This window comes from Aquimarina sp. Aq78, from assembly GCF_900299525.1.
Classification (GTDB): domain Bacteria; phylum Bacteroidota; class Bacteroidia; order Flavobacteriales; family Flavobacteriaceae; genus Aquimarina.
In genome coordinates this window covers 115,421-136,349 of sequence record NZ_OMKA01000014.1, presented here as the reverse complement: position 1 = coordinate 136,349, position 20,929 = coordinate 115,421, and the positions used below count along the sequence as shown (strand labels likewise).

General features: G+C 32.7%; 20 protein-coding genes. 13 read left to right on the top strand and 7 right to left on the bottom strand.

Going from position 1 to position 20,929, the window contains the following annotated elements:
• Positions 1–10 precede the first annotated feature (10 nt).
• Positions 11–2,236 carry a TonB-dependent receptor gene (locus tag DG435_RS09695; RefSeq protein WP_106794646.1) on the bottom strand — a complete coding sequence of 742 codons (2,226 nt, stop codon included), beginning with the start codon at positions 2,234–2,236 and terminating at the stop codon, positions 11–13.
• A 51-nt stretch (positions 2,237–2,287) separates the two neighbouring features.
• Between DG435_RS09695 and DG435_RS09690 the strand changes: the two genes are divergently transcribed.
• The 11 genes from DG435_RS09690 to DG435_RS09640 all read left to right on the top strand — a co-directional run bounded on the left by DG435_RS09690 (position 2,288) and on the right by DG435_RS09640 (position 10,783).
• Entirely contained in the window at positions 2,288–2,974 is a 687-nt protein-coding gene (locus tag DG435_RS09690) for a metal-dependent transcriptional regulator (RefSeq protein WP_106794647.1), read from the top strand.
• A gap of 81 nt (positions 2,975–3,055) precedes the next feature.
• Positions 3,056–3,835 (top strand): 3'-5' exonuclease, encoded by a 780-nt coding sequence (locus DG435_RS09685; RefSeq protein WP_106794648.1) that lies wholly within the window; start codon positions 3,056–3,058, stop codon positions 3,833–3,835.
• A 24-nt stretch (positions 3,836–3,859) separates the two neighbouring features.
• Positions 3,860–4,471 (top strand): fumarylacetoacetate hydrolase family protein, encoded by a 612-nt coding sequence (locus DG435_RS09680; protein WP_106794649.1) that lies wholly within the window; start codon positions 3,860–3,862, stop codon positions 4,469–4,471.
• Complete coding sequence (locus tag DG435_RS09675) at positions 4,472–4,810, top strand: Hpt domain-containing protein (RefSeq protein ID WP_106794650.1); 339 nt, start codon at positions 4,472–4,474, stop codon at positions 4,808–4,810.
• A 2-nt stretch (positions 4,811–4,812) separates the two neighbouring features.
• Positions 4,813–6,054: a CinA family nicotinamide mononucleotide deamidase-related protein gene (locus DG435_RS09670; protein WP_106794651.1), complete on the top strand. Its 1,242-nt coding sequence runs from the start codon at positions 4,813–4,815 to the stop codon at positions 6,052–6,054.
• Between the two features lie 169 nt (positions 6,055–6,223).
• Entirely contained in the window at positions 6,224–6,970 is a 747-nt protein-coding gene (locus DG435_RS09665) for a dienelactone hydrolase family protein (protein ID WP_106794652.1), read from the top strand.
• A 344-nt stretch (positions 6,971–7,314) separates the two neighbouring features.
• On the top strand, positions 7,315–7,554 hold the full coding sequence (rpmB, locus tag DG435_RS09660) for a 50S ribosomal protein L28 (protein WP_025667520.1): 240 nt from the start codon (positions 7,315–7,317) through the stop codon (positions 7,552–7,554).
• Between the two features lie 26 nt (positions 7,555–7,580).
• A complete protein-coding gene (gene rpmG / locus DG435_RS09655) occupies positions 7,581–7,763 on the top strand; it encodes a 50S ribosomal protein L33 (protein WP_106794653.1) in 183 nt (60 codons plus the stop codon).
• Positions 7,764–7,769: 6 nt separating this feature from the next.
• Positions 7,770–7,922: a DUF4295 domain-containing protein gene (locus DG435_RS09650; RefSeq protein ID WP_101449883.1), complete on the top strand. Its 153-nt coding sequence runs from the start codon at positions 7,770–7,772 to the stop codon at positions 7,920–7,922.
• A gap of 124 nt (positions 7,923–8,046) precedes the next feature.
• The gene (ftsY, locus tag DG435_RS09645; protein ID WP_106794654.1) at positions 8,047–9,000 is read left to right on the top strand and encodes a signal recognition particle-docking protein FtsY; all 954 of its coding nucleotides are present in this window, start codon (positions 8,047–8,049) and stop codon (positions 8,998–9,000) included.
• A gap of 109 nt (positions 9,001–9,109) precedes the next feature.
• Positions 9,110–10,783, top strand: a complete 1,674-nt coding sequence (locus tag DG435_RS09640; protein ID WP_106794655.1) for an amidase family protein — start codon at positions 9,110–9,112, stop codon at positions 10,781–10,783.
• Positions 10,784–10,813: 30 nt separating this feature from the next.
• Here the strand turns inward: DG435_RS09640 and DG435_RS09635 are convergent, their stop codons facing one another.
• Positions 10,814–11,917: a serine hydrolase gene (locus DG435_RS09635; RefSeq protein WP_106794656.1), complete on the bottom strand. Its 1,104-nt coding sequence runs from the start codon at positions 11,915–11,917 to the stop codon at positions 10,814–10,816.
• A gap of 151 nt (positions 11,918–12,068) precedes the next feature.
• Here DG435_RS09635 and rimO point away from each other — a divergent pair, with 151 nt between their 5' ends.
• Positions 12,069–13,370, top strand: a complete 1,302-nt coding sequence (rimO, locus tag DG435_RS09630; RefSeq protein WP_108840597.1) for a 30S ribosomal protein S12 methylthiotransferase RimO — start codon at positions 12,069–12,071, stop codon at positions 13,368–13,370.
• On the opposite strand, the gene DG435_RS09625 is transcribed toward rimO, so the two are convergent.
• A complete protein-coding gene (locus DG435_RS09625) occupies positions 13,367–13,876 on the bottom strand; it encodes a hypothetical protein (protein ID WP_108840596.1) in 510 nt (169 codons plus the stop codon). The genes rimO and DG435_RS09625 overlap by 4 nt on opposite strands.
• A gap of 532 nt (positions 13,877–14,408) precedes the next feature.
• On the opposite strand from DG435_RS09625, the gene DG435_RS09620 reads away from it, so the two are divergent.
• Positions 14,409–15,260 carry a M57 family metalloprotease gene (locus DG435_RS09620; RefSeq protein WP_106795004.1) on the top strand — a complete coding sequence of 284 codons (852 nt, stop codon included), beginning with the start codon at positions 14,409–14,411 and terminating at the stop codon, positions 15,258–15,260.
• A 253-nt stretch (positions 15,261–15,513) separates the two neighbouring features.
• Here DG435_RS09620 and DG435_RS09615 read toward each other — a convergent pair whose 3' ends face one another.
• The 4 genes from DG435_RS09615 to DG435_RS09600 form a co-directional block, all read right to left on the bottom strand.
• Positions 15,514–15,702 carry a hypothetical protein gene (locus DG435_RS09615; RefSeq protein WP_106795003.1) on the bottom strand — a complete coding sequence of 63 codons (189 nt, stop codon included), beginning with the start codon at positions 15,700–15,702 and terminating at the stop codon, positions 15,514–15,516.
• Between the two features lie 475 nt (positions 15,703–16,177).
• A complete protein-coding gene (locus DG435_RS09610) occupies positions 16,178–16,891 on the bottom strand; it encodes a pirin family protein (protein ID WP_106795002.1) in 714 nt (237 codons plus the stop codon).
• Between the two features lie 18 nt (positions 16,892–16,909).
• Positions 16,910–17,689 (bottom strand): hypothetical protein, encoded by a 780-nt coding sequence (locus tag DG435_RS09605; protein WP_106795001.1) that lies wholly within the window; start codon positions 17,687–17,689, stop codon positions 16,910–16,912.
• Positions 17,690–18,030: 341 nt separating this feature from the next.
• A complete protein-coding gene (locus DG435_RS09600) occupies positions 18,031–20,898 on the bottom strand; it encodes a pitrilysin family protein (RefSeq protein WP_106795000.1) in 2,868 nt (955 codons plus the stop codon).
• Positions 20,899–20,929: the final 31 nt, after the last annotated feature.

Sequence of the window (20,929 nt, the reverse complement as noted above, 5' to 3'; positions counted from 1 at the left end):
TGTATTGAGTTTACAAGGAATAACGAACACCTAGAAAACCTCGTATTCCCTGATTAGAAGCATATATATAGGTGGTATCAAAATCTGGACCAAATGGATCATCAGCTCCGGCTATTAAAAAGGGATTCCCTCGACTAGGTGTCCAGTCTAATAAATTTTTAACCCCTCCATAAATTTCTATATTGTTTTTAGTTTTGTGAGAGAATTGTATGTTTTGGATGCTCCACCAAGGTGATTTGTCTCTTCGGGGATCATCTGGGCCTTGAGTTGCTAATCGCATAGGTCCATATATATTTCCTGTATAGTCTAATGTTAAGTTAAGAGATTGAATTTTATAAGTAACTCCCCAGGTTCCCGTAAAACTTTCTGTGAGTATCTGGCGTGTAGTTACTCCATTCTCGGTATTTGATACATTCAGTCCGCTCATTCCTAATGTGAATTTTAGACCATTAGAAAAGTTAATATTAGTATTAAGACTTATCCCTGTAGAGACTGCATGACCATCTAAATTGCCATATCGTATTTCTGAAGAATTTGTTTCATAATCAGGAATAATGGCATTTGTAAAATATGTATACCATGCAGAAGCATCTAAACCTACAAAGGTTCCGTTATCAAAAAATATTTTTTTGATGTAATTAAGGTTTACGTTATAAGATTCTTCTGGATCGAGATCTTCTTCGATGATCACCTCGCGAGAACCTGTAAGAGCAGCATGATCTTCTGTAAAAAGGTTAACTACTCTAAATCCTGTACCAGCGTTGAGTCTAAAAATATTTTTATCATTAATGCTCCATTTATAGGCAAGTCTTGGGGTAAAAATAGTTCCGTGTCGGTTATGATAATCTAATCTTGCTCCTAATAATAGTTTATGTTTAGAGGCCAGTGTGATTTCGTCTTGTAAAAATATACCTGGAGTGCTTGTTTCTTCGGGGTCATTTATGTCATTTGTAGCTGTTGCTGGTGTATTGTCATCATAATATTGATATCTATATGCAGCTCCGAATAGAAGATCGTGTGATTTTAGTTTTTTATCCCAGGTTAATTGAGTGAAACCAATACGTTGTTTTGCTTGATAGGACACGATTCCATAATATGAATCTTGATCGTGATCTGTGTATGAAAAAGAGAGTGTTAAAGGTTCTTTTACTGGTAATTCATAATTACCAAGTATTTCATAACGTGCCGTATATATACTCTCCCCATATATTTGATTGCTTCCTCTAAAATCCGAATTCCATTCATTTTCTCCTCCCCATCTATCTTCGTAATAAAATCTACCTGCGAGTGTGAAGTTTTTTCCACTTTTACGATTAAAATTCCATTTGTTAAAAATAGATATACGATTTTGTAATGTAAGATCGGTAAACCCATCATTATTGTTGTCTATAACTTGATCATAATAAAAATAGTTGGCACCAAATAATCCTGTGGCATTACCTAATTTGGTTTTAAAACCAAAATCTATATTGGTTTCACCCCAACCGGTAGCAAAAATATCGGTACTCACTTCGGGAGCATCATTAGGGTTTTTTGTAATAACATTAATAAGGCCTCCAACGGCTTCACTTCCATATAAAGATGAAGCCGGTCCTTTTACTACTTCAATTCTATCGATCAATGAATTAGGTATTCCTGATAATCCATAAACGGTTGATAATCCACTTACAATAGGCATTCCGTCAATCATTACCAATGTGTAAGGTCCTTCTAAACCATTAATGTGTATATCTCCTGTATTACAGATGCTACAGTTAAGTTGAGGTCTTACACCATTTATATTTTGTAAAGATTCAAATAGATTAGGCGTTGGATTTTTTTTGAAAAATGTTGGAGAGTAGATTTCTACAGGAACGGGACTTTCTGATCGGCTTACGGCTTTCAATGTTCCTGTGATCACCACTTCATCGAGAGATGATCCTTGTGACATAACAAGGTTTATTTTGTTTTCTCCAGCTGTAATAGAAACCTTTTTTTTAATTGAGGTGTAGCCCGTAAATGAAGCAACTACTTTATAACTTCCTGTTGGTATGTTTTCTATGATAAATACTCCATTCTCATCACTCGAACTACCTAAAGATGTTCCTTCTATAAAAATATTAGCAAAAGGAAGTACTCCGCTGTCATCGTATATCACTCCTTTTAGTATGTTGGTAGAATTGAATTCTTGAGAGTGTAACTGGTTGCAAAACAGGTAGTATGTAAAAGTAAGTAAGATTATTATACGTAATTGCATTAGGTTTAGTAATTTTGTTTTATTATTTCGACAAAACTAAAAAAGTTAGCCATGACTAACAAATTAAATTTGAACAATTTAACAAAAAGTGAAGAAGATTACTTAAAAGCTATATTTCAGTTACTTATTGAGGATGATTCTGTAAAAGTGGGAAATAACCAATTAGCAGATTACCTTAAGGTTTCTCCAGCTTCTACAAATAATATGATTAAGAAGTTGAAAACCAAAGGTTATGTAGTAAGTGAAAAGTATGGTAAATTAGATTTAACAGAAGAAGGTAAGTCAATTGCAGTACGATTGATTCGTAAACACAGGTTATGGGAGACTTTTTTATGTAACTATCTTAATTTTACATGGGATGAAGTTCATGATGTAGCAGAACAATTAGAGCACATTAAATCTCGTAAGTTGATTGACGAGTTGGATCGGTTTATGGATTTTCCTAAAAAGGATCCTCATGGTGAGATGATTCCTAATGCAAATGGAGATTACTCGATTATACCAAAAATTATGCTTTCTTCTTTATCAGAAGGGGATGTTTGTCAACTTGTTGCTGTAAATGATGGATCTGTTCATTTTTTAAAATATGTATCAGAAATCGGATTGGCATTAAGTAGTGAAATAAAAATTCTTGAAGTTCGGGAATTTGATAAATCAATTCGTATTAAATTTGATAATATAATAGAAACGGTTACAAGAAAATTTGCGGATAATGTATTCGTTAAGAAGGTTGTATAGTTTTTGTAAATGTTAAAATAGAGCTAGTCTATAAGAATGTTAAAGAATAGCTGTTATCTTTGAGTATCACACAATCAATTTATGGAGCTTAATTTAAAAAGACCGATATGTTTTTTTGATCTTGAAACCACCGGCATAAATATTTCTAAAGATCGTATTGTAGAAATTTCTATTCTAAAAATATTTCCAAATGGCACCCAGGAAAGCAAAACCTGGTTGGTTAACCCCGAAATGCCGATACCTCCGGAAACTACAGCGGTGCATGGTATTGATGATGCTAAGGTAGCTAATGAGCCTATTTTTAAGAAGTTAGCTGGTAAAGTTAGTGAGATGATAAAAGGCTGCGATTTAGGAGGTTTCAATTCTAATCGATTTGATATACCGTTATTGGCTGAAGAATTATTACGAGCAGGACTGGATTTTGATATGAAGAATACAGTTGCAATTGATGTGCAAACCATTTATCATAAAATGGAAAAGAGAACATTATCTGCTGCATATAAATTTTATTGTGATAAGGATTTAACAGATGCACACTCTGCCGAAGCCGACACACTTGCTACTTATGAAGTGCTAAAAGCGCAGTTAGATCGTTACCCAGAATTAGAAAACGATGCTAAGTTTTTGTCAGAATTTAGTTCTAGAAAACAATTTGCAGATTTTGCCGGTTTTATTGCTTATGACGATAACAAGAAGGAAGTTTTTTCTTTTGGTAAACACAAAGGTAAATTGGTAGAACAAGTGATGGAAGAAGAGCCTGGGTATTTTGGATGGATACAAAATGCAGATTTCCCTTTATATACCAAAAAAGTACTTACTGCTGTTCGACTTCGTAAGTTGAATAATAGCCTGAATTTATAATCATTTCTCTTATCATTTTATATCATGAAACTTATTTGCATAGGTCGCAATTATACAGATCATATTGAAGAATTGGAGAATGAGAGACCAGAAAACCCAGTGGTTTTTATAAAACCAGACACTTCTATTTTGTTAAAAAAACAACCCTTTTTTATTCCGGATTTCTCAGATGATATTCATCATGAAGTTGAGGTATTGATAAAAATAAATAAAGTAGGTAAGCATATTGATAAAAAATTTGCTCATAAATATTATGATGAAATAAGTCTTGGGATAGATTTCACAGCACGAGATTTGCAAACTAAACTCAAGGCAAAAGGCCTTCCATGGGAGAAAGCTAAAGCCTTTGATGGAGCAGCAGTAATAGGAACATGGATGCCTAAAGATGAATATGACGATATCGATTCTATTGATTTTCGATTAGAGAAAAATGGAGATATCGCACAGCAAGGGAATACAAGACTTATGTTGTGGAAGATCAATGAATTAATAGAATATGTGTCAAAATATTTTACTTTAAAGATAGGAGATATTATATTTACAGGTACGCCAGCGGGTGTTGGTGCGGTAAAACCGAACGATATTTTGACTGGATATATAAACAACCAACAATTTTTTTCAATAAAAGTAAAATAAATGAGCAAAGGATATAGTTTAAAACATGTAAATGAATTATCAGGAGGCGATAACGAATTTATAGCTGTCCTGGTACAGACTTTTCTAGAAGAAATACCGCCTGATCTCGATAGTATGGTTCAAGCTGTAAATTCTGATAATCCACAGATGGCATATCAATATGCTCATAAGATGAAACCTAATCTTCAATTATTTGATATTGATCTTTTAGCGCAAATTAAACAGATTGAAGCTTGGTCAAAAACGAAGAAAGCAAAAGAAGAGATTATACCTATTCTGGATCATATTGTATCTACGGTTAATGGAGCTCTCGAAGACCTGAAAGCAGATTTTAACTAACTATGCTTGCAGAAATTATTACTATAGGAGACGAAATTCTGATTGGACAAATCATTGATTCTAACTCTGCATTTATTGGTAAAGAGCTTAATAAAATTGGTATAGATGTACATCAAATCTCATCTATAAAAGATGATAAACAACATATTCTTGATGCAATAGCAGAAGCTGGTAATAGAGTAGATGTTGTATTGATAACAGGAGGTCTTGGTCCTACAAAAGATGACATTACAAAACATACCATTTGCGAATATTTTGAAGATACATTGGTAGAAAACAAGGATGTGCTTGCACATGTCGAAAGATTATTCGCTAAATATATTTCCACACCAATTTCTGAAGTAAATAGACAACAAGCGCTTGTACCTAGTAAATCAACCGTTTTGATGAATCTCTATGGTACAGCTCCCGGGATGTGGTTAGAAAAAGAAAACAAAGTTTTTATATCTATGCCCGGAGTTCCTTATGAAATGAAAGGGTTGATGATAGATGAGGTGTTGCCTAGGTTGCAAAAAAGGTTTAACAGACCGTATATCATTCATAAAACAATACTTACCTATGGTATGGGTGAAAGTGCAGTAGCAGAAAAAATTGAAGACTGGGAGAATGATTTGCCTTCATTTATCAAATTAGCATACTTACCCAATTTAGGAAGAGTAAGACTTCGTCTTTCGGCACGAGGGAGCGATAAAAAACTCCTCGAGGATACTATAGCGAATAAAGTATCAGCATTAAATCTTATAATAGGGGATATTATTGTAGGATATGAAGAAGATGAAACTATAGAGGCTAGAATTGGCCAACTATTGGTTAAGCAGGGTAAAACACTATCGGTTGCAGAAAGTTGTACTGGTGGTAAAATAGCACAATCATTTACAGCCAATGCGGGTGCTTCTGCTTATTTTAATGGCGGAGCTGTTACCTATGCTACACAATCCAAAATAGATATATTAGGTATCGATCCTGAGATTATTAAAAAATATACGGTGACCAGTATCGAGGTTGCAGAAGCCATGGCTATGGCAGCAAAAGAAAAATTTAAATCAGATTATGCTATTGGTACTACAGGTAATGCTGGACCTACAAAAGGTGATGGAGATGTCGAGGTAGGAACTGTTTTTATTGCAATAGCCTCTCCAAAAGGTGTTTTTTCAGAGGAATATGTTTTTAGTAACCTTAGAGAGCGTACCATTGGCAAAGCTGTAAATAAATCTTTCGAACTATTACTTAATACATTACTTTAAAATCATTATCATCTAACTCAGATATTCTTTGCTCTAACTTACAATATCAATAGTACTTATCTATATGTTTTTGCAATTCATCGACAAAAAAGCGCGATTGAACGATAAAACGTGTTTTTAAACGATATACAGAAGTAGTTTTACAGTAATCAAAACAATATCGATAACTATGAAAACTTTATTTCTTTCTTCCAAAACGATACTTTCTGCGCTAATAGGGATGTTTGTATCATTAACCATAACGGGGAAGACAAATAACAGTATACTTGGTTCAGAAATGAAAACTTTTAAAGCAGTATATGAAGGAGAGTTTGATCTTATTCTGCCAGAGAATAACCAGAATGAAAAGTTACCTGTCTATATTGTACTTCCTGGAGGAGTGGGGGCTAAGAAATATCCAAATTTCAAAAAGGATTTTATCATTCCGGGAATTAGAAATAAGCAAGGGATAATTTTTAGTCCTAAAATTTCATGGAAAAGACCAGATGAAAGGGCTTTAGAGCAAATTGTTATTGATTTTGTAAACGCTGCACGAAGTAGTTATCCGATAGACGATAAAAAAATTATTCTAATAGGGTATAGTAATGGAGCCTTACAGTCGATCAAACTGGTAAAAGATAACGATCATTTATTCTCTGTCCTCATTGTTGTGGCATCTAACTTTAAAGTTTTGGATAAAATAAAAACCCCTATCTATGTTGTTCACGGGACAAAAGATCGATATTTTTCTATAAAGAAGGCATATAAAAATGTTAATGTAGCAAAAGATTTGGGATGTAATATAACATTTGTAGTAGCCGAAGGTAAAAACGATTATGGTGCCGCACAATATGTAGATGAATTACAGGAATCTATAATGCAGATAGAAAATAATATATGGAGCCAAAATGTTGAATACACAGATCAAGGTTTATAAAAAAATAGTTTTTGTCAAAATTAGGTTAGTTAGGTTTTATTAGTGTTTAGTATGTGTTTATATTTGTAATATAAAACACAACAAAAAAAGTGGGTCATTAAAAAATGACCCACTTTCGTTTACTACTTAATTACCCCATATTAAGTAGTTAGTTACAATTGTAAAACTAACTGATGTAAAGATAGATGTAATGTCATGTTTTTGAAATACGTAAAAATACCTGTTTTTTGATTTTTCCAAAGCAGTAAAAAAAAGAAGAAAAATTACCAAACTATTATTGGTGGTTCGGTAAATAATTCGTTAATTTGCACCCTGTTTTGAAATAATACCAAAATTAAGAAGAGATGTCAAGAGTTTGCGAGCTTACAGGTAAAAAAGCAATGGTAGGAAACAATGTTTCCCACGCGATGAATAAAACAAAACGTAAATTCAATGCGAATTTAATTAAAAAACGTTTTTATATTCCAGAAGAAGATCGTTGGATAACACTTAAAGTGTCAACCGCTGCATTAAAAAATATAAATAAGAACGGAATCTCAGCTGTTTTAAAAGAAGCAAGAGCAAAAGGTTTCTTAAATAAATAATCTCTTTATTTTAAAAGATACTTATAATGGCAAAGAAAGGTAATAGAGTACAGGTAATCTTAGAATGTACAGAGCATAAAGCTTCTGGTAAACCGGGTACATCAAGGTATATTACAACCAAGAATAAAAAGAACACTCCTGATAGAGTAGAGTTAAAGAAATTTAATCCTATCTTGAAGAAAATGACTGTTCATAAAGAAATAAAATAATAAGAGATGGCAAAGAAATCAGTAGCATCATTACAAACGGGATCAAAGAGATTAACTAAAGCCATAAAAATGGTAAAATCTCCAAAAACTGGAGCCTATACTTTTGTAGAATCAATTATGGCACCAGAGGCGGTAAACGATTTTTTAAAGAAAAAGTAATTCCGTACAAAATATTTTAAAAAGAAGCCGTTTCAATTGTATTGAAATGGCTCTTTCTTTTTATATTTAAGCAATATAACTAAATGTTTTAGTTTTTTAATTTCTAGCATATTGAATAGTACAAATGGGGCTTTTTAAAAATATATTTTCTTCAGAGAAAAAAGAAACACTGGATAAAGGATTAGAGAAATCAAAAACAAACTTTTTCTCTAAATTAAGTAAGGCAGTAGCTGGTAAATCTAAAGTAGATGATGATGTTTTAGATGATCTGGAAGAAATATTGGTTACAAGTGATGTCGGAGTTAAGACTACCATTAAGATTATTGAACGTATAGAGAATCGGGTAGCAAAGGATAAATATCTTGGAACAGATGAGTTAAATCAAATCCTTCGCGAAGAAATCGCTGGTTTACTTTCTGAAACTAATGTCGGAGAAGCTACTGATTTTGAAATTCCAAAAGATAAAAAACCTTATGTAATAATGGTGGTTGGAGTAAATGGAGTAGGAAAAACCACTACAATAGGAAAACTTGCCCATCAATTAAAGAACAAAGGATTAAAAGTGGTATTAGGTGCTGCAGATACATTTAGAGCAGCAGCAATCGATCAACTACAAGTATGGGCAGATCGCGTAGATATTCCGATCATAAAACAAGATATGGGAAGCGATCCTGCTTCTGTAGCTTTTGATACGCTACAATCTGGAGTAAATCAAGATGCTGATGTTATCATTATAGACACAGCAGGTAGATTGCATAATAAAGTCAATTTAATGAATGAGTTGACAAAAGTAAAACGAGTGATGCAAAAAGTAATAGGAGATGCTCCTCATGATGTATTATTGGTTTTAGATGGTTCTACAGGTCAAAACGCATTTGAACAAGCAAAACAATTTACGGCAGCTACAGAAGTAACTTCATTGGCTGTAACCAAACTTGATGGAACCGCCAAAGGAGGGGTTGTAATAGGAATAAGCGATCAGTTTAAGATTCCGGTAAAATATATAGGCGTAGGAGAGGGGATAGAAGATCTTCAGGTATTTAATAAATATGAATTTGTAGATTCTTTCTTCAAATAATATTTGTTACAAAAAGGTTAAAAAAGGCGATGAGAAACATTCTCACCGCCTTTTTTTATATTTTAAAGAATTGTAGCATTTAAAACTGACCTTTACACAACATATCGCAATGAGAAAGATAGTATTTGTTTTAATTTCAATTTTTGTTTTTATTACTTGTAAAAAGCAAGATAAAACAGAAACACAACTAGAAAAAGAACCAAGGGTAGTTTGGGAACCATATGATGAAGCTGCAGATTTGGCGGCTACAGAGATGTTGGAGCAGACAAGGATGCATTTAAAACTAATAAACTCTAAAGTGCTGGATAAAAATGATATCTGGAAAACTTTGGAATCTGAATTAGATTTCTTTTCTGAAGAAAAATATAATGATTTAAAAAAGTTTATTCTCGAAAAAAATATTCCTACCATTCAACAACAAATAAAAGATGGTAAACTTACCTATGAAGAGTTAACACTTTTCTATATCTATCGTATCAGAAAATACGAAAGTGATAATGCATTATCTTTAAATTCGGTAATTTCCCTTAATCCAAAAGTAGTAGAGCAAGCTAGAGATTTGGATAAAATGGATAAAAAGAATATTGATATTAATTCTATTTTCGGAATGCCTATTTTGCTAAAAGATAATATAGGAACAAAAGATATGGTAACCACAGCCGGAGCTGTAGCGTTACAAAATAATAAAAGTAAAAGTGCATTTATCACAGAACGATTATTAGATAAAAATGCATTAATTCTTGGTAAAGCTAACTTAAGCGAATGGGCATATTTTTTATGTTCGGGATGCCCTGTTGGGTATAGTGCTATAGGAGGACAGACACTTAACCCTTATGGTAGAATGGTTTTTGAGACTGGTGGTTCCAGTTCGGGGAGTGGAGTTGCCGTTGCGGCTAATTTTTGTGTTGCCGCAATAGGAACAGAAACCAGTGGATCTATTTTGTCGCCATCCAGCCAAAACTCTGTTGTAGGTTTAAAACCGACTATAGGAGTATTAAGCAGAACAGGAATAGTGCCAATCTCAAGTACATTAGATACTCCGGGGCCTATGACCAAGAGCGTAATTGATAACGCTATCTTACTTAATGCTGTTACAGGTAAGGATGATAATGATGTTGCTTCTAAAGCTATAGATACAAATTTTATAAATTCATTAAAGGAACATTTTTTAAAAGAAAAACGTTTTGGAGTGATTAAAGATCTTTTAGAAGATTCTATCTATAAAATTGCCGTAGAAAAAATAAAGAAAGCAGGAGGAGAGATCATAGAAATTGAACCAGAACGAGTACAATTACCAGGTTTTCTAAGTATTTTGAATATAGATATGAAAAATGACCTTCCTGCATATATAAGTACTCAGTCGGGGAGTGATGTTACTGTTAAAAACATAAAAGATGCAATTGCATTTAATAAACAGGATTCTATAAAACGAATTCCTTATGGGCAACAATTGTTTGAAGGTATCCTTGCAGATAGTACTACTACTGAAGAATTGAATGTAATAAAAGAAAATCTAAAAACGATCGCACGTAATTATTTTGATACTCATATTGATAAACATCAACTGGATGTGATACTATCAATAAATAATTATCATGCTGGCTATGCTGCTGTAGCCAAATATCCTGCTCTTACGGTTCCTATGGGGTATACAAGTAAAGGAGAACCAAAAGGACTTACGTTTATAGCTAAACCTTTTTCTGAAGCCTTATTGTTGCAATTAGGTTATGCTTACGAACAAGCTACAAAAGAAAGAAAAGAACCTGCTAATTATATGGATTGAGAATAAGGTTACTCCAGATATTGGTTTTAACTATTTAATTAGTAAATTAATTTTCCCCCATAATTCATTGTCAAAGCCAGAAGGTCCTAATAATGACCCCCCAGTATCATCACCCATTCTTACGATAACCAGATTTTGACTAGGAACGATATATAGTTTTTGATCATTTTTACCCAAACCAGCTATAAGATCATCTGGGGCATTAGGAATTAAAGACCCAATAAATTCATTTTCAAATCCAGGAACTCTATAGCTTGATTTTCCGTTTAACCACCATAAATAACCATAAGATTGATTTAAAACCTGAGAAGTAGTAATCATTTGGGTAAAGTAGTTTTGATCAGTAAGAATTTTTGTAGTGTCCCAGATCCCTTTATTTAGGTTTAACAAACCAAAACGAGACATGCTTCTGGCTGTACTATAGTAAATATTTGCATAGCCAAGAGTAATCCATGCACCGTTCATTCCTATTTTATTTTTTATTTTGACATCAAAATAGGTGTTGTATTCTTGATTTGTGGCTTCCGAAATAATGTCTTTTAGTATTGTATATGCAGCATTATGATAATACCAAACATTATCCGAATCATTAAGATAAGTAAAACAATTAGCATCAGTACAGTTCTGATTCAAAACGTTATAGTCTAAACCTGTTGTCATGGTTAAATGATTTCTAACCGTTATTGCATTTTGTTGTTCTGTAGTAATATTAGCCCATCCTGTTCCTAGGTATGTTGCCGAAACGTCATTTATATCTAATAGGTTTTCTTGTTGAGCTATCCCAACCGTAAATGCAGTTAAGGTTTTTCCTGCAGAGTACCAGGGATTATTGTCAGAAACTGATCCTCCGTTAAAGTATTTCTCAATAACAATTTTTCCATTTTTAAGAATGATAAATGCTTTAGTACCTTTTTCTTCAAGGAAGTCATATAATGGTTGCTCATTACTTATATTCCACCCTAAATCTTGAGCAGGTATAGTTTCCCAGGTATCTGAATCGATAGGTGGAAAATATATGGCATTAGAATCAGTACTAATCGTTTCATTATCTATTGTTTCTATAGACTCATTATGAGAGCAAGACAAAGTAAAGTACAATATTGAAACCAGAAATAGTATGGAATTCTTTTTCATAAGTTGGGTTTTGTAGACTAGGACTCTACAATATACAAAAGGTTTAATCGATGTTTTGTTGTGTAATCTGGATTGGACTTATATAGTTATTCAATTTATATCGTATACTTTGGTTAATCCTTGTATCTTTGCACACCTTTATCCGGAAGATATGAGAACAAAGACATTAAAGAAAAACAAAATCAATGTAGTTACACTTGGGTGTAGTAAAAATGTATATGATAGCGAGGTGTTGATGGGACAACTACGAGCCAATAATAAAGAGGTTGTTCATGAAGAGGAAGGAAATATTGTTGTCATTAATACATGTGGTTTTATTGCTAATGCCAAAGAGGAGTCTGTAAATACTATTTTAGAGTATGTGCAGAAAAAAGAAGAAGGAGCAGTCGATAAAATTTTTGTTACTGGTTGTTTGTCAGAACGGTATAAGCCAGATTTGGAGGAAGAAATTCCTGATGTAGATCAATATTTTGGTACTACAGAGCTTCCTGGATTATTAAAGGCTTTAGGAGCCGATTATAAACATGAATTGATTGGAGAACGATTAACTACAACTCCAAAAAATTATGCATATCTCAAAATTGCAGAAGGATGTGACCGCCCTTGTTCTTTCTGTGCAATACCTTTGATGAGAGGTACTCATAAATCTACTCCCATAGAAGAATTGGTAATAGAGGCAGAAAAGTTAGCTGCAGACGGAGTAAAGGAATTAGTTCTGATTGCACAGGATTTAACCTATTACGGGCTAGACCTCTATAAAGAAAGAAAATTAGCAGATTTACTAAGAGCATTGGTAAAAGTTGACGGTATAGAATGGATACGTTTACATTATGCATTTCCGACAGGGTTTCCTATGGAAGTGCTTAAAGTAATGAAAGAAGAACCAAAAGTGTGCAATTATATCGATATACCTTTACAGCATATATCTGACCCGATACTAAAATCAATGCGACGAGGAACGACCAAAGCAAAAACAACAAAACTTCTCGAAGAATTTAGAGAAGCTGTTCCCGAAATGACTATTCGTACTACACTTATCGTTGGATATCCGGGAGAAACGCAGGAAGATTATGAAACATTGAGAGCATGGGTAAAAGAAATGCGTTTTGAACGTCTGGGATGTTTTACATATTCACATGAAGAAAATACTCATGCTTTTAATCTAGAAGATGATGTGCCAGAAGAAATAAAGATGGAAAGAGCAAACGAGATTATGGAGATCCAATCACAAATCTCATGGGAGCTAAATCAACAAAAAATTGGACAAGAATTTAAAGTAGTTGTGGATCGTAAAGAAGGAAATTACTTTGTGGGTCGTACCGAGTTTGACTCTCCAGATGTGGATAATGAAGTACTTATAGATGCATCTAAGTATTACCTTAAAACAGGCGATTTTACAACAGTAAAAATAAATGAAGCAGAGGATTTTGATTTATACGGTGAAGTGATTTAATTCTTTTTTACAGGTTTATAATCGCCATCAAATACAGTTACCCAATTTTTTCCTTTATCAGTACTTTGATACCAGGTTTGTCTTACTGTAGTATCCCTGTTTTTTTGCCACTTGATTTTATTTAGTACTACTCCCTTTTTTGTAGTCACTTCATTTTGTAATACCATTTTACCATCTTCAAGATTGCCAATAATGTGTAAGGTAAGCCCACTATTATCTACCCAAAATTGCTCCCATTGATCAGTTCTGGGATTGTATTTGTTTAGGCTCGTACCATGATATTTTGATGTTGTAGAACGGTAAGTTTCTTTAATAACTTTATTGTCTACAATGGATTCTATTGTACTCTTTCCTACAATAGAATCTGTATTATGTTTATATACATTCCATTCTCCGACCCAAAAATTAAATTCTTTGTACTTATGATCTATTGTTTCTTGAGCAATAATCTGAGAGCATCCTAGCCCAATAAAAAGAAAAAAAAGGATTCTATTTAATGTTTTCATTTTTTAGGAATTGTTTTTTAAAGATACTGTTTTGTTTTTTTTTATAAAAAGAGGCTATTTAAAAAGTGTATAAATGATCTTTTTAGTTTCCTTGATTTTTCTTCTTATTGTTTAATAAGAGTATAGTTTTTTAATTTTTGTTAAATATTTAAAATATTGAAGTTTGAGTATTTTTTTAAATCTAAATCCTATGATTTGTAAGAAAAAACTTTCGGTTTCTTTAACATCTTTATTAGCCTTTTGTCTTAAGACTTTATTCACTTGTTAATTGGGTATGCGAATTGTGTATTTGATCGATTTTATTGTTATTTGAAAATTAGATTTTTGATGATTTTTTTAGAAGAATCATATAATTTTGATGTATTTACAATAAATAGTTCAAAATATTAGCTTAATCTTTTGTAAAAATAACATATCTTCAAACCGCAAAAATTTAGAAAATTTCAAAGCTTTCTATATAATTGTATTTAAAAATAGAGTTTAAAAACTCTGTTTTTAGTTTTAATAACTACACAAACTCAATTTAATTAGAATGAAAAAAATCAAATTATTAGCCCTTTGCGCTATCGTAGCAGGATTTACAACATCTTGCGAGAAAAAAGATGTTTCTAGCGAAACACAAGAAGAAGCTGTTAAAGAACAGCTTTCAAAAGCTCATATTCAAGGACTTTTGGATGCAGGAGTTAATCCTAACGGAGCTGAGTATACAACGCTAAAGCGCCCTGATGGATCAACAATAAAAGCAATTAAGTCTCATGATATAGCTATTGCGCTTGATAACTTAGCAGAACAGGCTTTAGAAAAAATGGATAACGGTACTAAGCAATATAGAACTAGAAATCTTGTAAGCCAAGGACGTACAATTAATGTTATAGGTTATACAGGAAGAGGTCGTGCATTGACTAGTAAAATGCGTACTGGTTTACAGTGGGCTGTAAATAATTATAACGCAGTTAGTACTTCTTTAACTTTTAGACTAACTTTTTCGGCTAGCACCAATGGCGATATTGTAGTTCAAAATTTTGGCGGATCGAGTGCAGGAGGTCAGGCAGAATTTCCTAGTAGAGGTCGACCAGGAAAATTCATTGAAATATATGGTGGTATAGACAATTATAGTGCTAATGTAGTAGAACATTTAATGACTCATGAGATGGGCCATGCAGTTGGTTTAAGACATACTAACTACGCTCGAAGAAATTGCAGAGATTCTAACAACGAAGGACAAGGTAGTGTTGGAGCTATTCATGTTCCTGGTACACCAACAGCCAATCAAACTGGTCAACAAGGTTTAGATACTGATTCTGTTATGATTGCCTGTTTTAGTGGTAATGAAGATGGAGAATTTAGTAATTATGATAGAATAGCTTTAAGGTACATGTATTAAGAATAAAGTATTGAAAGCTTTGAACTTTTTGTAAAAACCATCCTGTTAACTAAGGATGGTTTTTTTATTCGTTTATCCACGATCACAGGAAAATATTACTTTTTAAGAAAAAGAAATCTAAGAAAACTTTCAAAACAAAAAAGACTGCCTTTACAGACAGTCTCTTTTAAAATAGATTCTTTTGTTTTTTGGCTAACTCTATACTTGTATAAAGAGAAACTATTTTTTGACCAAGGAGCTTTATCTCCTTAGTTTAGTTATTTAAACCACCGTCAACTTCAATGTAATTATCAATGATTTTTCCTGGCTCAATTGCAGGATCAATTTCAGGGTTAACTTCAGGTCCGTTTTCTGGAGTGAATGCATTTTCATCAAATGACTCTGCTTCACATGAAAATAAGATAATAACAACTGCAAGTAGAAATGGTAATTTTTTGATCATCGTTTTAAATTTTATTTTGGGTTAAAATTTTTATTTATTTAAATCGGCGGCAAATGTATCTAAAAAAATGACACGAAATATTAAAATTATACTAACGAATTATTTGACAATCAGAAGTTTTAAAAAGAATGGATTGTGAAGTTTTCAATCAGAATACCGAAGAAATTCTTAATTATATAATACCTAATAGAAACAAGAACGATTTTATCAATTTTTGAACCGTTTTATTGAAAATTTGCTAACACTGGAGTTGCTCTAATAAGATTGATAGTTAACAATTTGATAACACTGAGAGGTTTTTATAGCTATTTATTATTGAATAATCATTAATAACCTATTTTTGTTGATTATTCTGTATTATTAAAAGTAAAGAACATACGTCTTGTTAAACGTTAGGATTAAAAAAAACTGATTTAATAATATGTAATGCGTTTTTTACTTAAAAATGAAATTTATATAACAGTATAATCAAAAATTAACTAGTCATTGGCACTTCCATTAGTAATATTTTTGAATCATTATCAGCTTTAATTTTAATACGATCTGTTTCCCATATACCAAACCCATCCCTTTTATGTAGGTTTTGATTTTCTATAGTAACATCACCGTCTAGTATAAATGCGTATACTCCATTTTTTGAATCTTTTAGAGTATAGTTCTGGATATTCCCCATTTCTAATTCACCTATATGAAACCAGGCATTCTGATGTATCCATACTCCCGAATCATCAGTGTTTGGGGAGAGAATCTGATACAATTGATTTTGTAGATTTTTGGTATGCAAAGTAATTTGATCATATCTGGGTTCGACATCTCTTTGATTAGGAACAACCCAAATCTGTAAAAATTTTACTTCTTGATCAGTATTTTTATTACGCTCGCTATGAAATACTCCTGTACCAGCACTCATAACTTGTATGTCACCTTGTTTAATAACTGTGGTGTTTCCCATACTATCTTTATGCTCCAGATCACCTTCTAAAGGAATAGATATAATTTCCATATTATCATGCGGATGTTTTCTAAAGCCCATACCTGGTGCAACTATATCATCATTAAGCACACGCAATACCCCAAAATTCATTCTCTTTGAATCATAATAATTTGCAAAACTAAAAGAGTGATGAGAACTTAACCATCCATGCTTTGCTTTTCCTCTGGTATTTGATTTGTGTATAATTGTTTTCATAGTCAATGATATGAATAATTAATTTTCTTTTGGCATACCTAATACATATAAAATTTCACTTGGTTTTCCTTTTTTTACTTCAATTTCCCAATCAAAATTATTGCTGTTATTCAATTCAGAGACCATTTGTTTCAATTCAGGAATTGTATACGTTCTCAATACAGAGATTACACCATCCCAAAGTATAAACAGTGGTAATATCGGGATGAGATAGGTAAATAATAACCGGCCCAGTTTAAAAGGCCTTATAAAAGGAGTCATTAATACAACAGTAATAGGTGATAAGAGCATAGGAATCATACTTTTGATATTCCTTTGTTGTGGTTCAAAGACTCCAATGGGCTGATTGGTGTCTATAGCATTTTGAAAAATGGCTTTTGCATTTTCTGGCTTAAAATGATGTAGAGATATAAATTGAGTCCTAAACCCTTTTAATTCTGTAGGAACATTCATTGCATCTACAGGGTAGTCAATAAAATCGAATATATCCGGCATCTTTGATTTTGTTCTCTTAAAAGCATCCAGATTAGGGTAATAGTCAGATAGAGTGATTTTTAAAGTTGGGTTATTTTTTTTTAGATGCTCTGCAAGTTTAATTAGACCACCGCCTCCACCAGAAGCAATATCAATTATTTTGTTGTTTCCTGCGCTTTTGATTCCTCTATCAAGAATAGGAATAATACTTTTATAGATGTCGAATGTATTTGATCCAAATTGTAAAAAATCGGTCATATAGTTTCTTAAATTCTCAGGAAACCAATGTAAATCCTCAAATTCAAATGCGTGTATCCGTTTCATTTCGGTATAAAAATTATACTACAATAGTGTTCGAGCTAAAGTCTTTTTAGAAACTTCTATTTTCTTAAATTAAAAGTACAAAATCATTTAGTTAATTAAAGGTATTTCTCTGATGGATACTGGTAAAATTTAGTTAATTATGCTTCCAAGGTCTTTGGGTGTATATTAAAAAAATGTTTTACAAACAGTGCCTTCTTAGCCGTTATATGATAAGGGGCTATGGATTGATTACAGCACGTAAATATAGATTTTCATTTTTATATTAATAACAACATAGGCCTATTCTGAAATAAGTTCAGAATAGGCCTGTGTTTGCTATTTTAAGAAATAAATCAGAATCTTTAATCCTTAACTGCTGTATTTTCTTCATTCAATAAAACGGGAGTACCAAAACCTAACTGTTCTAGTTTTTTAAGTTGTGTTTTTGCATCACCTACCACAAGGTAAATCATTTTGTTAGGGTCTAGATATGTACCGGTTAGTTTTTTAATCTCATCTATGGTCATATTATTTACAATTGCCTCTCGTTGTGTAACATAATCTTTTGGATATTGAAATGTACTCATATTAGTTAGCATATTCAATTTAGAATTAAAGGTTTCAAAAGCTCTTGCATTACTTTTTATTAAAGAACTTTTTGTGATATCTAAATCATCTTGAGTATAATTTTTTCCGTAATTATTCAGGATTTCTTTAACCAAATCAGCCGATTCATAGGTGACATTAGATCTTACACCACTAGATATCGTAAACATTCCTGGGATAGTACTTCCCGAAAATCCAGAGCGTATACCATAGGTGTATCCTTTACCTTCTCGTAATTGTTGTGTGAGCTGTGATGCAAAACCACCACCGCCCAGACGATAATTCATAATCTGTACTGGATAATAATCCGGATCTGTTGCTGCTAATGCAGGATACCCAAATCGCAATTGAGATTGTTTAGCATCGGGTACATCATAAAAGTATACTTTGGATTGCTGTGGAGCTTTAGGTGCATTTAAAGCAGGAAATTTAACCTCTTTATGTTGCCATTTGGTATTTAGGTTTGCTAGAGATGTTTTTGTCATAGCTTTTGTGATATCACCTACTACATGCATTTTGGTAACATTTGGAGCTATATTAGTGCTATAATATTGTTTAAGATCTTCTATTGTAATAGAAGATACAGAAGTTTCTGTACCTAAATTATTATGAGAAAGAATATGATCTTTTCCATAGCTTAGTTTAGCATATTCATTACTGGCAATACTTCTAGGACTTGCTTTTTCTTGTTGAATTTGGCTAATAACACTTTGTTTGATTAACTCAAACTCTTTAAGATCCCATCTTGGCTGAAGAATCATTTCTTCTACCAAAGCCATAATTTTACTATAGTTTCTGGATAAAGTACTCCCACTTATTATAATACTTTCGTCTCTTGCCGAAATATTAATAAATGCGCCCAGGCTTTCTATCGCATTTTCTAATTCTTCTGTAGTTTTGTTTTGGGTGCCTTTAGTCATAAGTTGTGCCAATAAATTTGATACACCCACTTTATCAGGTTTTTCTAATAATAAACCTCCTCTTATGTTTATCCTAAATTGTACCAGAGGAACTTCATCATTTTGTATTCCGTATACTTCAATTCCTGACGAAAACTGATCTTGCCATACCTGTGGTACAGTAACCTCAGGAGTATCTCCATATGGCGGTTCTGTAGATCGATCAAAACTGGATGGGGTTTTCTTATAATCTGCCACTATACTGGCATCAAAATTTTCTTCTGCTCCTGCTACAATTTTTTCCTCGACTACTTCTGCAAGTTTAGAATTTTTTAAAGCTAAATCAGCCTGCCCAATAGGAACAAAGCTTGTCGCAACATAATGTTTCCCTTTGATATATTGATTATATACTCTATTTACATCATCAATAGTTACTGCAAGGATATTTTTTACATCCTGGTTAATAAAACCGGGATCTCCTGCAAAAATTTCATATTGCGCTAGCTGAAATCCTTTACCTAATACACTAGATAAACCATTGTAAAATGCAGTTTCCTGACTTGCTTTAATACGATCAAGGTCTTGTTGTGAGATACTTTCGGTCTCAAATTTTGTAAAAGCTTCAGAAACGGCACTGTCGATAGTACTTAGATTTGTTTTTTCAAATCCACGAATAATCAAATGATATTGGCCTGTTAATTCTGATCCAAAATTAAACATGGTAATTTCTGGAGTAAGTTGTTTGTCTTCTACCAATACTTTATTGAAAGGAGCTTTTTTTCCTTCAGATAAATATGTAGAAAGTACTTCTAAAGCATATGAATCAGAATGATATACTGGTACAGTTGGCCAAGTCATCGTTAATTGCGGAAGACGTGCAAAATTATCTTCGTAATATAATTTTTTGGTCTCGGTCAAAACCACAGGACGTTTTTCTAATGCAGGAATGTCTTCTCCACGTTTAATTTCATCAAAATATTTATGCACCCATGTTTTGGCTTGATCCGGATCAAAATCTCCTGCTATAGTAAGTGTAACATTATTAGGGACATACCAATGATTATAGAAATCTTTTACATCTTGTAATGTAGCGTTTTGTAAATCCTCTAATGACCCAATTACCTGCCAGCTATATGGGTGGTCTGCGGGATACATGTTTTTATCGATTACATAATTGACATGTCCATAAGGGCGATTATCTATGCTCTGGCGCTTTTCATTTTTAACCACTTGCTTTTCCTTGGCGAGAACAGGGTCGGTAACAGTATTAATAAAAAAACCTAATTTATCAGCTTCTGCCCAGATCATTTTTTCAAGTGCATCTTTAGGTACAGTTTGGTAATAGTTTGTGCGATCCTGACTTGTAGAACCATTTGCTCCGGATCCACCAATACGAGCACTCATTTTATCTAATCCACCTTTCCCTAAATTCTCTGATTCGAGAAAAAGCAAATGTTCGAATAGATGAGCAAAACCAGTTCTTCCTTCTTTCTCACGGGCAGAACCTACGTGCGCAGTTAAGGCAACAGCAACAACTGGGTCTGATCGATCGATATGGAATACCACCTGTAATCCATTATCCAGAGTGAATTTTTCAAAGTCGACTTTAAATTCTTTATTATCAACGATTTCTGCAGATGACTCTTCTGTTGCTGTATTCTTTTTACAGGAAACCAAAGCTCCTGATATTATTAGAATACATACTAAAAATTTAATTGTTTTCATGATTGATAAAATATTGATGAGTATAAAATTT

What these genes read in the sequence shown, in the direction of transcription:
- DG435_RS09680 (WP_106794649.1), top strand. Translation starts at nt 3,860, where the DNA reads ATGAAACTTATTTGCATAGGTCGCAATTATACAGATCATATTGAAGAA.
- DG435_RS09695 (WP_106794646.1), bottom strand. Translation starts at nt 2,236, where the DNA reads ATGCAATTACGTATAATAATCTTACTTACTTTTACATACTACCTGTTT.
- DG435_RS09665 (WP_106794652.1), top strand. Translation starts at nt 6,224, where the DNA reads ATGAAAACTTTATTTCTTTCTTCCAAAACGATACTTTCTGCGCTAATA.
- rimO (WP_108840597.1), top strand. Translation starts at nt 12,069, where the DNA reads ATGAGAACAAAGACATTAAAGAAAAACAAAATCAATGTAGTTACACTT.
- rpmG (WP_106794653.1), top strand. Translation starts at nt 7,581, where the DNA reads ATGGCAAAGAAAGGTAATAGAGTACAGGTAATCTTAGAATGTACAGAG.
- DG435_RS09690 (WP_106794647.1), top strand. Translation starts at nt 2,288, where the DNA reads ATGACTAACAAATTAAATTTGAACAATTTAACAAAAAGTGAAGAAGAT.
- DG435_RS09640 (WP_106794655.1), top strand. Translation starts at nt 9,110, where the DNA reads ATGAGAAAGATAGTATTTGTTTTAATTTCAATTTTTGTTTTTATTACT.
- DG435_RS09610 (WP_106795002.1), bottom strand. Translation starts at nt 16,891, where the DNA reads ATGAAAACAATTATACACAAATCAAATACCAGAGGAAAAGCAAAGCAT.
- DG435_RS09650 (WP_101449883.1), top strand. Translation starts at nt 7,770, where the DNA reads ATGGCAAAGAAATCAGTAGCATCATTACAAACGGGATCAAAGAGATTA.
- DG435_RS09600 (WP_106795000.1), bottom strand. Translation starts at nt 20,898, where the DNA reads ATGAAAACAATTAAATTTTTAGTATGTATTCTAATAATATCAGGAGCT.
- ftsY (WP_106794654.1), top strand. Translation starts at nt 8,047, where the DNA reads ATGGGGCTTTTTAAAAATATATTTTCTTCAGAGAAAAAAGAAACACTG.
- DG435_RS09605 (WP_106795001.1), bottom strand. Translation starts at nt 17,689, where the DNA reads ATGAAACGGATACACGCATTTGAATTTGAGGATTTACATTGGTTTCCT.
- rpmB (WP_025667520.1), top strand. Translation starts at nt 7,315, where the DNA reads ATGTCAAGAGTTTGCGAGCTTACAGGTAAAAAAGCAATGGTAGGAAAC.
- DG435_RS09685 (WP_106794648.1), top strand. Translation starts at nt 3,056, where the DNA reads ATGGAGCTTAATTTAAAAAGACCGATATGTTTTTTTGATCTTGAAACC.
- DG435_RS09635 (WP_106794656.1), bottom strand. Translation starts at nt 11,917, where the DNA reads ATGAAAAAGAATTCCATACTATTTCTGGTTTCAATATTGTACTTTACT.
- DG435_RS09670 (WP_106794651.1), top strand. Translation starts at nt 4,813, where the DNA reads ATGCTTGCAGAAATTATTACTATAGGAGACGAAATTCTGATTGGACAA.
- DG435_RS09675 (WP_106794650.1), top strand. Translation starts at nt 4,472, where the DNA reads ATGAGCAAAGGATATAGTTTAAAACATGTAAATGAATTATCAGGAGGC.
- DG435_RS09620 (WP_106795004.1), top strand. Translation starts at nt 14,409, where the DNA reads ATGAAAAAAATCAAATTATTAGCCCTTTGCGCTATCGTAGCAGGATTT.
- DG435_RS09615 (WP_106795003.1), bottom strand. Translation starts at nt 15,702, where the DNA reads ATGATCAAAAAATTACCATTTCTACTTGCAGTTGTTATTATCTTATTT.
- DG435_RS09625 (WP_108840596.1), bottom strand. Translation starts at nt 13,876, where the DNA reads ATGAAAACATTAAATAGAATCCTTTTTTTTCTTTTTATTGGGCTAGGA.